Source organism: Streptomyces sp. NPDC047061 (genome assembly GCF_040643955.1).
In the GTDB taxonomy this organism is placed as follows: domain Bacteria; phylum Actinomycetota; class Actinomycetes; order Streptomycetales; family Streptomycetaceae; genus Streptomyces.
Map to the genome: position 1 here is coordinate 1 of NZ_JBEYVI010000089.1, position 12,336 is coordinate 12,336.

At 68.0% G+C, this 12,336-nt stretch carries 10 protein-coding genes and 2 pseudogenes; 9 read left to right on the forward strand and 3 right to left on the reverse strand.

The annotated features are described in order from the left end of the window. Positions 1-94: 94 nt before the first annotated feature. The 7 genes and pseudogenes from ABZ887_RS50075 to ABZ887_RS50105 all read left to right on the forward strand — a co-directional run. Positions 95-354: pseudogene (locus tag ABZ887_RS50075) on the forward strand (transposase); the annotation flags it as partial. An 875-nt stretch (positions 355-1,229) separates the two neighbouring features. Then, positions 1,230-1,910: a reverse transcriptase domain-containing protein gene (locus tag ABZ887_RS50080; RefSeq protein WP_361306235.1), complete on the forward strand. Its 681-nt coding sequence runs from the start codon at positions 1,230-1,232 to the stop codon at positions 1,908-1,910. 77 nt (positions 1,911-1,987) lie between these two features. Next, positions 1,988-2,335: a hypothetical protein gene (locus tag ABZ887_RS50085; RefSeq protein ID WP_361306237.1), complete on the forward strand. Its 348-nt coding sequence runs from the start codon at positions 1,988-1,990 to the stop codon at positions 2,333-2,335. A 144-nt stretch (positions 2,336-2,479) separates the two neighbouring features. Next, on the forward strand, positions 2,480-4,264 hold the full coding sequence (locus ABZ887_RS50090) for a recombinase family protein (RefSeq protein WP_361306239.1): 1,785 nt from the start codon (positions 2,480-2,482) through the stop codon (positions 4,262-4,264). After that, positions 4,173-4,448: a reverse transcriptase domain-containing protein gene (locus tag ABZ887_RS50095; protein WP_361306253.1), complete on the forward strand. Its 276-nt coding sequence runs from the start codon at positions 4,173-4,175 to the stop codon at positions 4,446-4,448. Before ABZ887_RS50090 ends, ABZ887_RS50095 begins: the two co-directional genes overlap by 92 nt. A gap of 598 nt (positions 4,449-5,046) precedes the next feature. Then, positions 5,047-6,816, forward strand: a complete 1,770-nt coding sequence (gene ltrA, locus ABZ887_RS50100) for a group II intron reverse transcriptase/maturase (RefSeq protein WP_361306241.1) — start codon at positions 5,047-5,049, stop codon at positions 6,814-6,816. 132 nt (positions 6,817-6,948) lie between these two features. Next, positions 6,949-7,368, forward strand: a complete 420-nt coding sequence (locus tag ABZ887_RS50105) for a group II intron maturase-specific domain-containing protein (protein WP_361306243.1) — start codon at positions 6,949-6,951, stop codon at positions 7,366-7,368. 243 nt (positions 7,369-7,611) lie between these two features. Here the strand turns inward: ABZ887_RS50105 and ABZ887_RS50110 are convergent. Continuing rightward, a pseudogene (locus tag ABZ887_RS50110) lies at positions 7,612-8,346 on the reverse strand (transposase); the annotation flags it as partial. Between the two features lie 10 nt (positions 8,347-8,356). On the opposite strand from ABZ887_RS50110, the gene ABZ887_RS50115 reads away from it, so the two are divergent. Beyond that, positions 8,357-9,124 (forward strand): transposase, encoded by a 768-nt coding sequence (locus ABZ887_RS50115; protein ID WP_361306245.1) that lies wholly within the window; start codon positions 8,357-8,359, stop codon positions 9,122-9,124. Beyond that, the gene (locus ABZ887_RS50120; RefSeq protein ID WP_361306247.1) at positions 9,100-9,483 is read left to right on the forward strand and encodes a hypothetical protein; all 384 of its coding nucleotides are present in this window, start codon (positions 9,100-9,102) and stop codon (positions 9,481-9,483) included. Before ABZ887_RS50115 ends, ABZ887_RS50120 begins: the two co-directional genes overlap by 25 nt. 1,082 nt (positions 9,484-10,565) lie before the next feature. Here ABZ887_RS50120 and ABZ887_RS50125 read toward each other — a convergent pair. Further along, entirely contained in the window at positions 10,566-10,766 is a 201-nt protein-coding gene (locus ABZ887_RS50125; protein ID WP_361306249.1) for a ferredoxin, read from the reverse strand. Beyond that, a complete protein-coding gene (locus ABZ887_RS50130; protein ID WP_361306251.1) occupies positions 10,763-11,950 on the reverse strand; it encodes a cytochrome P450 in 1,188 nt (395 codons plus the stop codon). Before ABZ887_RS50130 ends, ABZ887_RS50125 begins: the two co-directional genes overlap by 4 nt. Positions 11,951-12,336 lie beyond the last annotated feature (386 nt).

The following is a 12,336-nucleotide window of genomic DNA, read 5'->3' on the forward strand; positions in this document are numbered from 1 at the left end:
CCATCCAATCGGACCGGACCACACCCGCGCACCTCTTCCACCCCGCAAAATCCCACGTCACAGGGCTACAGAACGACTTTGCCGGGACCCTGCCCGGACGGCGGAGGGGCGGCTGGTCCTGGCGGTCGATGTGAGCAACTGGCTGCGGCCGGATGCAAATACCAGCCCGGACCGGTTGTTCTGTCACACATACGGTCGAGGCAGGGGCTCGGCCCAGATGATTCCCGGGTGGCCCTACTCATTCGTCGCTGCCCTGGAGCAGGGCGGACGTCGTGGACCGCCGTGCTGGACGTGGTCCGACTGGGTCCGTGGGACGACATCATCGCCGTCACCGCCGCCCAAATCCGGGAAGTATTCCAGCGGTGTGAACGACGGGGATTTCGCCGCCTCCACGGGAAAGCCCCTCAACCGGCCAGCGCACCGAAACTCACCATCGCAGGTCCCGGTCGGCCAGCCGGCGTGAAGAACAAGCACCGTGCACGAGAGCACCCCGTCGGAAAACAGGACAGACCGAACCTCGCGACAGCCATCACAAGCAGCAGAGCTGCATAAACGTCAAGCTTAGCCTCGATCTTTCGCGCGCCCAGCAGACTCGGAGGTCTTCGTGATGTAGCTGATCTTGAGTCGTAAGCTCGTTGTCGCCTGCCGGTGGAAGTCCGGTCCAGGTAGCTGCCAGGAGGCCCGGTAGCAGACTGGCGGCGTCGGGGGGGAAAAAACGCCCGGCGTCGAAGCCCAGTGTCGAAAGCCCTGTAAGGGGGAGCAAAGCAGCGGCCCGGGCCGTAGCATCACGCGAAGCCTGCGGCGTCGTTAGAGGCCCGCCTCTCGGGGCGGGGACAGGGAGTGCCGAGCCCCCGAAATCAGGGCGAAGGCCATGGAAGCGGCGAAGATCCTGGAGATGCAGCCGTGAGGGACTCCCCGGCGTATGGGGCATGGAACGTTGCGGCGGTGACAGCGGGAACTGGGGAGGTCCTCCCCGGCCCGGCGGCCTGCGGACAGGCGCTGCCGGAAGCTGCGCGTCCTATAACCGGGTGATCCCTGGGAAGTGGGCGCGGGCCGGGTGGGCGTCGGAGGCGGCCGTAGTACCGCGATGAGCCGGCGGACAACACAACCGCCGGCCAGGGAAGGGCCGCTGCTTCGTCGATGTGCAGGTTGTCTGGAGGGGCTTGGTGAGTGCCGTTTCGGCTAGTTCCACCACGTCGGGATCCCTGAAGCTGGATCCGGTCCGAGCCTTGCAGCATGCGCTCTACCGGGCGGCCAAGGCCGGTCCCGGACGGCGGTTTCACGCGCTGGGGGACAAGGTCCACCGCAGGGATGTCCTGAGGCGCGCGTGGGTGATGGTGCGTCGTAACAATGGCGCGCCGGGCATTGACGCCACCACTCTGGCTGAAGTTGAGGAGTACGGCGTTGACCGTCTCCTTGGCGAGTTGGCCGTGGAACTGCGGGAAGGGGGCTGGCGGCCGTTGCCTGCGCGCCGGGTGTTCATTCCGAAGCCCGGCGTGGCCGAGCAGAGGCCGTTGTCGATTCCTTCGGTTCGCGACCGGATCGTGCAGGCCGCGTTGAAGATCGTACTCGAGCCGGTCTTCGAGGCCGACATGCTTCCGTGTTCGTTCGGGTTCCGACCGAAGCGCGGAGCACACGATGCCCTCCAGGTCCTCGTGGACGAGGCGTGGCGGGGCAGGCGTTGGGTGGTGGAGGCGGATATCGCCAACTGCTTTGAGGCGATTCCGCACGAGAAGTTGATGCAGGCGGTCGAGGAACGCGTCGTGGACCGGTCGGTCCTCAAGCTCCTGCGCGCGATGTTGCGGGCCGGGGCCATGGAGGACGGTCAGGTCCGTCGGCCGGTGTCCGGCACTCCCCAGGGCGGGGTCATCACGCCTCCAAGGCAATGGGCAACTTCGCCTTCGAAGTGACGCTGCGCTACCGGAGGTTGGAGAAGCTGCCTCGCGGGGAGAGTAGGCAGCATCATGACGGGTAGTACGTTCATGACATGGTGCGCGGGGATCGTGTCGACGGTATCGAGTATGCCCAGCGGGTCAATGCTGCCGCGGATCTTCTGGCGACGGAGGTTCCTGTCGCCGAGGCTGCCCGTGTGCTGGCTGATCGTTATGGGGTGTCGGTCCGTCAGGCACACCGGTATGTGGAGCAGGCCGTGGCGCAGGGCCGAGTCGCCGTCCCCGAGGCGAATGTGGTGTTCACCGTCAAGCTGCCCGGGTCGCTGGCCGAGCAGGTGCGAGCGCATGCCCGTGCCAGCGAGGCAACCCTCTCCGCAGTGGTGGCCCAGGCGCTGGCCGACTTCCTCCGCGACGATCCTGGCGGACGGCGGCCGGGGTCGTGAACCGGCTGGTCGTGGAGTTGGAGTGGGTTTTCTCCCGGCACGCCGCCGCGGATGTGCAGGCGGCTTACGAGGTGCTGGTGCCTCAGTGCCGGGCCCGGTCACGGCGTGTCGAGCAGCAGGAGCAGATGCCGGAAGGAGTGGGCGGTGACCACGGCGGCGATCTACGCGCGGGTGTCCTCGCAGCGGCAGAAGAAGGACCAGACGATCGCCTCGCAGACGGCCGCGCTGCGCGGGTACATCGACCGGATGCGGCTTGAGCTGCCCGCGGAGTGGGTCTTCGAGGACGAGGGGCACTCCGGCGCCACGCTGCTGCGTCCCGCGCTGGAGCGGCTGCGGGACCTGGTTGCCCAGGTCGGGGTGGACGTGGTCGTCGTCTACGCTCCGGACCGCCTGGCGCGCAAATTCGCCTACCAGGCCCTGCTGATCCAGGAGTTCGCCCGGGCCGGCACGCGTGTGGAGTTCGTGCGCGGCCCGCGCGGGGACAGCCCCGAGGACCAACTGCTGGTCCAGTTCCAGGGCATGTTCGCCGAGTACGAGAAAGCGCAGCTGATGGAGCGCTACCGGCGCGGGAAGACCTACCGGGCGCGTGCCGGGTCGGTGAACGTGCTGTCCGGGGCGCGGTTCGGCTACCGCTTCGTGCGCAAGACACCCGAGTCCTCGGCTCGTTACGAGATCGTCGAAGCCGAGGCGGCGCTGGTGGCCGAGCTCTTTCGCCGCTACGTCGACGAGGCCGCTTCCATCGCCGATCTGACCCGCTGGCTGACCGACAGCCACGCTCTGACCCGCACCGGCAAGACGCGCTGGGACCGCAGCGTGGTCTGGGGCATGCTCCGCAACCCCGCCTATGCGGGCACCGGCGTCTTCGGCAAGACCCAGGTCCAGCACGAGCCAGCCGGGCTGAACCGCACAGCCCGCCTCCAGGGCCGGGCCACCCCGCGCCCGGTCAAGACCATCGACCGGCCCCGCGAGGAATGGATCGCCATCCCCGTCCCCGCGATCATCACCCCCGCGACCTTCGAACGCGCCGCAAAACGGCTTCAGGACAACAAGCGCTTCGCCTCCCGCAACACCAAGGTCCCTTCCTTGCTGCAGGGCATGGCGGCCTGCGCGAGCTGCGGACACGGCTACTACCGCACCTCGACCCGCACCACCAACAAGAAGATCTACTACTACCGGTGCCTTGGCTCGGACGACTACCGCTACGAGGGCGGCCGCGTCTGCACGAACAAGCCGGTCCGCGCCGACCACCTCGACACCCTGGTCTGGGACCACATCACCGGCCTGCTCACCGACCCCGCCCTGATCCACACCGAGATCGACCGCCGCCTGGAACAGGCCCGCACCGCGGACCCGGCCCGACGCGAACGCGCCCGCCTGGAAACGGCTCTGGCCGCAGCCAGCAGGGGCATCACCCGCATGATCGAGGCCTACCAGGAACAGCTGATCACCATCGACGAACTGCGCGCCCGCATGCCTGACCTGCGGGCCCGCGAAGCCGGCCTCCGCGGCCAGCTCGACGCGCTGGAGGCCCAGCTCGCCGACCGCGACGCCTACCTCAAACTCGCCCACGACCTCGAGGGCTTCCTGTCCCAACTCCGCTCCGGCGTGAGGACGGCCGACGTCCCCGAGCGTCAACGCGTGCTGCGACTTCTCGTCCAGGACATCCTCATCGGCCCGGAGAAGATCACCATCCGGCACCGCATCCCGATCCGCGAGCACACCCCACCCGATCACGGTCAGTCACCAGACGCCGACGACGAGGGCGACATGCGCCCGGGTTATCCATTGCGTTGGAGGCGTGGCCTCCCCGCTGCTGGCCAATGTCTATCTGCACCGGCTGGACCGGGCGTGGGCGACACGGGACCACGGGGTGCTGGTGCGTTATGCCGACGATGTGGTGGTGATGTGCGCCAGCCGCGCGCAGGCTGAAGCCGCTCTAGAGCGGTTGAAGGGCCTGCTGGCCGAACTCGGCCTGGAGCCGAAGGCGGCCAAGACCAGGATCGTGCACCTGCGGGTGGACGGCGAGGGGTTCGACTTCCTCGGTGCGACACGAGGTCGCATGGTTCGAGCGAGCACGCTGATTGGAGGGCTGAGACCGATGACAGCAGCGTAGCTCCGGACAAGTGTTGACAGGTCCGTCCCCGCTCTGACGTGCGTTGCTGGTAACGGCAGGGTGCGAAGCTCAGGGAAGACGCCCAAGGGCTCCCGCTCCATCCGGGGGCTACAGGCAAGGGGAAGGCCGGACGGGCGAGTACACGCGAACTCTCGATGATGCCTCGATATCGATACCCCCGGAGATGGGATGGACCGCTGGGGGCAGGGCTGGCCGTTGTGAAACGGCAGGCGGCGGCTGGTGACTAGGAGCCAGCCGCGAGAACACCGCCGCCCCGGGGTGCAGAGGGCGCCCACCCCGGTCGGATCTCGACCATGCGGAACGTGAAAACCCCGTCGGGGTCCGGGACTTGTCCCGGTAAGCCGACCGTGAGGGAGGCCCAACTCCCCGGCGGGAGCAGGACGGTCCAAGAAGCCAATGCCGGTACGCCGAAAGGCGACGGGAAACCGGGACACCAAGGCCGCACCCTTCGCGGTCGCCCCGCATAACCGGCCGGATACAGGCAGATGCCTGGCCCGAAAGGGAGCTGAGGTGGACCGGGTGAGCCTTTGACGCACCAAAGCTGAAGTACCGGAACCGAAGGACAAGTTGGACACAGATGACGGCACACGCATTCGCTCTCGCGATGGCGGCCCTCGGAGTGAACGGACCGGAGGACGCGGCACCCGACTGGGACGCCATCAACTGGCGCACCCACGAGGACCACGTACGGCGACTGAGGCAGAGGATCTTCAAGGCGACGAAGGAAGGGGACCTCAAGAAGGTCCGCAATCTGCAGAAGCTGATGCTGCGGAGCCGGAGCAACACGCTGGTCAGCGTGCGGCAGGTCACGCAGCGCAACGCTGGCCGCAAGACGGCGGGCGTCGACGGCGAGGTCGCCCTGACCTCCCGCGATCGAGGGGAGCTGGCGGAGCGGATGCACCGCCATGCCTCGCCCCTCAAAGCCCTGCCGGTCAAGCGGATCTTCATTCCGAAGGCGAACGGGAAACAGCGTCCCCTGGGAATTCCGGTGCTCGCGGACCGCGTGCAGCAGGCACGCGTGAAGAACGCGCTGGAGCCCGAGTGGGAGGCCCGGTTCGAGCCGAGGTCCTACGGATTCCGGCCTGGACGGGCAGGCCATGACGCGATCGAGGTCATCTTCAAGACGCTCTGCGGCAACCGCAGCAAGCGCCGGTGGATCCTGGACGCAGACCTGGCCGGGGCGTTCGACCGGATCGACCACGATCACCTTCTCTATAGTCTCGGCACCTTCCCTGCACGGGGGATGGTCCGGGCCTGGCTGAAGGCCGGCGTGATCGAGTCCGGCGAGTTCACGCCGACCGAGGAGGGAACTCCTCAAGGCGGTGTGATCAGCCCCATGCTGATGAACGTGGCCTTGCACGGGATGGAGCACGCGGCAGGGGTCCGCTACCGGCCCAGAGTCCGAAGTGACGCTGAGACGGTCGAGGGATGCCCTGTGCTGGTCAGGTACGCCGACGATTACGTGGCGATGTGCCACAGCCGTGAGCAGGCCGAGCAGGTCAAGGCCAGCCTCACGGCGTGGCTGGAGCCGAGAGGACTCCGTTTCAACGAGGACAAGACGCGCATCGTCCACGTTGAGGACGGGTTCTCGTTTCTGGGCTTCGACATCCGCCGCCATGTCGACCGGCAGGGCAGCGGAAAGCTGCTCATCACTCCCAGTAAGGAGTCGGTCAAGCGGTTCCGGAAGCGGCTGTCCGCCGACGTGCGCTCCATGCACGGCGCGAACGCGGCCGCGGTGGTGTTCCGACTCAACCCGGTAATCCGGGGATGGTCGGCCTACTACCGGAGCGTGGTCTCCGGCCGGGTCTTCACCGGCCTGGACCACCACGTCTGGCACCTCACCTACCGGTGGGCCAGGCGTTCGCATCCGAACAAGTCGAGGGGCTGGGTCGCAACCCGGTACTTCGGCAAGTTCCACAGGTCCCGGCAGGACCGGTGGGTGTTCGGCGACCGCGATAGCGGCGCCTACCTCACCAAGTTCGCCTGGACGAAGATCGTCCGGCATGTCCCGGTCCACGGCGGAGCGTCTCCGGACGACCCCGCCCTGACCGAGTACTGGACCGAACGGCGGCGCAGGAAGAAAGCCCCGCCCGTGGACGAGCACACCGCCCGGCTTCTGCGAAGCCAAGGCGGCCGCTGTCCCGGATGCGGGGAATTCCTGCTGCACGCCGAGCACGAGCCACGCAGCCCACGCGAGTGGGAGCAGTGGTTCATGACCGTCCGGCGGGTGCTGGCAAAGCAGCACATCGTCGAACAGGTCGACGGCCAGGACCGGACCTTCTACCGGCTCCTCCACGCGCACTGCCGACGGCAGATCCTTGCCGGAAAGGTGGTGCACCAGCCATGACGCCGACGCGGAAACCTCGTCGTCCTCGGGGCTTGCTTGAGCCGTGGTGCCTGGAGAGCGGGCACGCCCGGTTCTTAGGGGGCGGGGACGCAGCAATGCGTCCCCGCTACCCGACGTTTCCACCATCGGTGGGTGGCGTCCCGGCCGCGCGGCAACCGGCGTCCGGTTGCCTTCCTCGCCCGCTGGCCCTCGGCAAGGGCGATGCAGCATGCCCGCGACCGGATCCGTGAACTCACGGACCGACGCAGGCTGTTGCGGCCGGTCAAGGCCATCGTGGAGGACGTGGACGCGTTCCTGCGCGGATGGGCTGCGTATTTCCGGTTCGGGAACTCGGCCCATGTCTTTGACCAGATCGGCTCGTACGCGCGGATGCGGATCGGCGGGTTCCTCGCCAAGAAGCACCGGCGCACCAGGAAGTTCGGCTGGGCGGTGGTTGCCTTCGCCGCCCAGGACTCCCTGGGGCTGATCGCCCTGCACGGAACCGTTGTTGCACCCAGACCCTTCCGGGACTGGCGGGGTGGGCCGAATGCCGGTGGTGAACGGCGTCGGTGAGCCGTGTGCGAGAGAACCGCACGCACGGTTCGATGCGGCGGGGGCTGGAAACGGAGCGTACGTACTACGCCACCGCGCCAGCCCCCGACCCTACTTGAGGGTCCGCCGACGGAGTCGGTGGACCCTTTTGCTTTCCGGGGCTGATGCCGGGCAGGTCGGTGGCCCGGCTGTCGCGTCGGGTGGGCGCCGGTTCCACTGCCCGGGGCGGGTGATGCTGTCGTCGGGACGGGTGAAGTTTGCTGGTCAGCCGGGGCCGGGCAGGAGCGCGAGCCGTTCAAGGGCGGCGGTGATCTCGCCGGTCCAGGGTCAGTGCCGGGCGAGGCGGAGAATCCTGCGCCGACCGGTGGTGACGAGCTGGCCGGCTGCGGAGAACAGGCAAAACCGCAAGCGACGCGGTTCCCAGAGCCTTGCCCGGCCGGTCAGAGCGAGCATGGGCATCCAGGCCAGCAGGTCGAGCGCGATCTGGACGATCTCCAGCCAGCCCCGATTCTGGGCGGTGTCGTGCAGGGGGGGGTTGCGCAGGCCGGTGGCCCGGGCGGCCCGGATCCGGTCCTCGGCCCGTGCCCGGAGCCGGTGACGCAGCTCGAGCCCGGCGATCGGCCGGCCGGTGGTGTTGGTCGCGAAGCACGTGATCCGCATGCCGTCCGCGTCCGTGATCCTCAACTGGGCGCCAGGATGAGGCCGTTCCTTGCGGACGATGAGCCGCATGCCCTTGGTCCAGCCGTCCAGGAGCTTGCCGGTGAGCTCGGCGACCCAGCCCCCGTCACGGGCCTCACCGTCAGCCTCGACGGCCGGGGTCCAGGCCGAGGCGGGGACCTTCAGCACGTGTTCGTGGATCGCTTCGGTGACCGTCATGCCGACCGAGTAGGACAGCCATCGGCCCCGCTTCGCGACCCAGGACACGAAGTCGTGGGTGCCGCTGGCGGAGCCCGTGCGGATCAGCGTCTGCCGCCCTCGCCGGTAGCGCTTGGGCAGTTGCCCCCGGCTGATGCTCATGACTCTGTGCGAAAACGGCACCCACGGCCTGATCGGCGCCGTCTTCGGCCCCGCCAGCAAGGGTGAAACCGACTACGCTCACGACCTGATCGGCCACCTGACCTCGGACATGCTTGTTCTGGCAGACCGTGCCTTCGACAGCAACAGACTGCTGGTAGACATCGCGGCTCAAGGGGCCCAGTTCCTGATCCGCGCCACCAGCGTCCGACGCCCGCCGGTGCTGGCACTGCTGCCCGACGGCTCCTACCTGACCCGGATCGGTGACCTCTCGTGGCGAGTGATCGAGGCCGAGGTCCGCTCCCGTACCGCCGACGGCGGCGTGTTCGGCGGGACCTACCGCCTGCTGACCACACTCACTGACCACTCCAACGACCCCGCCGACCACCTGGTGCATCTCTACCACGAGCGTTGGGAGATCCAGATCGCATACCTGGCGCTCCGTCACACCCTGCTCCAGGGGCGAGTCCTGCTTCCGAAGGACCCGGTGGGGCTGACTCAGGAGATGTGGGCACTGCTCACTCTCTATCAAGCCCTGCGCTCTGTCATGGTCACCCGGTGGAGACGGCATCCGGCTGCGATCCCGACCGAGCCGCTTTCACCGTCGCTTTGGAAGCCGCCCGCGACACGGTCATCAGCTCAGCCGGATCCAGCCCCGCCGCTGAGCCGATCACCGGTTGCGACCTGGTGGGACGCATCGGCGCGCGCCTCCTCCAGACGCTGCTTCCCGGCCGTCGGATGCGGCTGTCCACCCGCATCGTGAAATGCGGAACCTCCCGCTACAACAACTGGAATCGCGATGGTCGATCTCGCGGCAGCACGTCGATCACGACCATCGAGATCAGCGTTCGTCCACCGGGCCTCACCGGCACGCACGCCCGACACCGGACCGACTCCGGCCGCTGGGACAGGGTCTGCCAGATCTTGGCGATGAACTCCAACGAGTCCATGCACGCCCGTGAGATCGCACAACGCCTCGGCCTCACCGTTACAGGACGCATCCTCAGCGGCTTCAACGCGCAACTCTGCTACTGGGCCCGAAACGGACGGCTCATTCGTACGGCACCGAGCACCTACGAGATCACATTCCCTGATGGCTTGACACCGCCAACTCGCCCTTAACTACGTGGCATTGGTCGAGCATCTCACGGTGGCAGTACGCCTCTGGACGGACGCCCGCCTCGCTTGAGGAGCCAGGCCGGCACCCATCGCCGAGCGGACTTCGGCCCACTCCGCATCCGTTATGTCACTCGGATAGCACCGCACCCGCCGTCCTGGAGCGATCGAACCGAACCTGTGGACGTAGCAGTCATACCCAGGGGTGACCGTGGTGGATGCATGCACAGAGATACTGCTCAACTGATCAGGCAACGGGCTTCCTTGGTCGTGCTGGTGTCGTAACCGCGTCACTACCAAGGGGCCCGTTCTTTCATGCCCACGGCCGCACCCGTACCTCTGTCCAGATGACCACCCGCGCCGCACACCTCGAACGAAATCCGGTTTGCCACAACACACTCATGGCGTCTCGGGGCCCTCGTGCTGTCGAAGTCCGTGCTGTCCGTCGAGGAGCGTGCGGAGTTGGCACGCTGGGCGGACGGCGCGGCTCCGGCAGCGGCGGGTTTGGCCGTTCAGGGCGAGCAGGTTCAGACGCGGTCCTCACAGCGGGCCCGGCTGCGGTGACGTAGTTCCACGCAGGCACTTGGGCCAGATGCTCGGGTCGGGCATGTCGGTGGTGGTCATTGCCACGCCATACGACAGCCAACGGCCCCGTCGGGAGAGGCAGTCGAGGAAAACATGGGTGCCGCCGGCGGAGTGATCGGGCGGTGCATCGTGCCGCCGGGCAGGTGGGCGATGGCGCACAGGCCGATGACGATGGGCCGCTGCCCGCGCAGGGCCAGGGCCCAAGCCGCGGCCAACGTCCACGATCCGTCTCTCGGATGCCAGCGCGGCGAAGGCGTCCATCAGGGCGCGGTCGAGAGGTCCGCCCTTGAGTTCTTCGCCGAAGTCGGCTCCGCGCTGGTGGAGTTCATGTCTGTCACCTTGCCGGATCGGAGTACCCGGCGAGAGCCCCGACTGCTCGCACGCCGATATGCGGTGGCGGCGCGGAACATGGTGGTCGCCGCCCGTCAAAGCGGACAACAACCACCATGGCCGCGGCCTCCGCGCCTCCGCGCCTCCGCTCGGACGCTCCGCCGCGCCGTCGGCTACTCCGTCAGGGACAGGGTCCGGCTCGGGCAGGTCTCGACGGCGGACCGGGCCCTCTGCAGCGCCTCGTCGTCCGCCGGGGTGTCCTGGAGGACGATGACCGTGCCGTCCTCCTCGCTCTGATCGAATGCGTCGGGGTCGGTCATCACGCACTGGCCCGCTCCGACACACCGGTCGAGATGCGCCACGATCTTGGTCATGCCGGCTCCTCCCATGCCACGGGTACCTTGTGGATGCCGTAGTAGAGGGCATCGCCCTTGTAGGGCAGCTCGTCCGCGGGCATGGCCAGCCGCAGCGTCGGAATCCGGCGGAAGAGCGTGTCGAAGACGATCTGCAACTCCATCCGGGCCAGGTTCTGGCCGATGCACTGGTGGATGCCGAAGCCGAAGGCGACGTGGTTGCGGGCGCCCCGGTCGAGCTTGATCTCGTCCGCCTCGTCGAAGGCAGAGGGGTCGTGGTTCGCCGCGTTGCTCAGCGCCAGGACAGGGTCGCCGGCACGGATGGTCACGCCGCCTATCTCCACGTCCTCGACGGCGACGCGGGAGTTGCCGAACTCGACGACGGTGAATATCCGCAGTAACTCCTCGATCGCAGGCAGGGTTCGCGCCGGGTCCTCGCGCAGCGCCGCCAGATCCGCCGGGCGCTCCAACAGGGTCACCACGCCGAGCGAGATCATGCCGGCGGTGGTCTCGTGCCCGGCGACCAGCAGGGAGAAAGCCAGCGGCAGGACGTCCTCGGGGTCGTTGCCCTGGGCGAGCTGACGGCCCAGCAGGTCGTCGGTCGGCTCGGCGGCCTTCTTGGAGATCAGGTCCCTGAGATAGTCGCGCAGCTCCATGCGCGCCTGCTTCCTTTCCTCGGCGGTGAGGGAGCGGCTGACCATGGTCGAAGTGCGGGCCTGGAAGAAGTCGTGGTCCTGGTACGGCACGCCGAGCTGCTCGCAGATGACCAGGGACGGCACCGGCAGGGAGAGGGCCTGTACGAGGTCGGCGGGGCGCGGCCCGGCCAACATCGCGTCGATGTGCTCTTCGACGATCTCCTGGATGCGTGGGCGCAGGTCGGTCATACGACGCACGGTGAACTCGCCGACCACGGCCCTGCGAGCGGGACCGTGCTCAGGCGGGTCCAACTGGCTGATCGATCGGCGCATGGTGTAGGCGCGCAACTCGCGGGTGAACCGGGGGAAGTTCGGATCCCGGCGGTTGACGCTGAAGCGGGGGTCCGTGAGCATGGTCCGGATGTGCTCGAGCCGGCTCAGGGCCCAGGCGACCTGGCCGCTGGGCAGGGTGACCTGGGATATCCCGGAACCGGTGTCCCGGATACGGGTGTGCTCCTCCGGGGGCGCGTACGCGCAGCGCCGGGTGGTCTGCAGGGCGGGAGCGGTCAACGAGGAGCCTCCATCGCTCAAGGACGAATCCAAGTGGAATTGATGGGTTATCGGTAGCGAGTGGCACCGCGTTGCTCGGCCGTTGCGAGCGGCGGCGGCCTTGGCCCAACTGCTCGCAGTGGGACGAGCCCGGAAGGACCGGCCCGCAAAATCGCCCCGGTGGTCCGGGGCGGAGTACCCCAGCCGGCGACCGGACCAGCACCGACCAACCCTCAGGATTTCCGACGCGGCAACCTAGTGGATCCGCAGGGGGAGGGTCTTCGGTCCGCGGGCCTGGGTCCCGCCCCAGATCACCGTGGACGGGTCCTGGAGGGTGAACTCGGGGATCCGCTCGAGCCAGACCTCCAGTGCGACGCGCAGTTCCATGCGGGCCAGGTGGGAGCCCA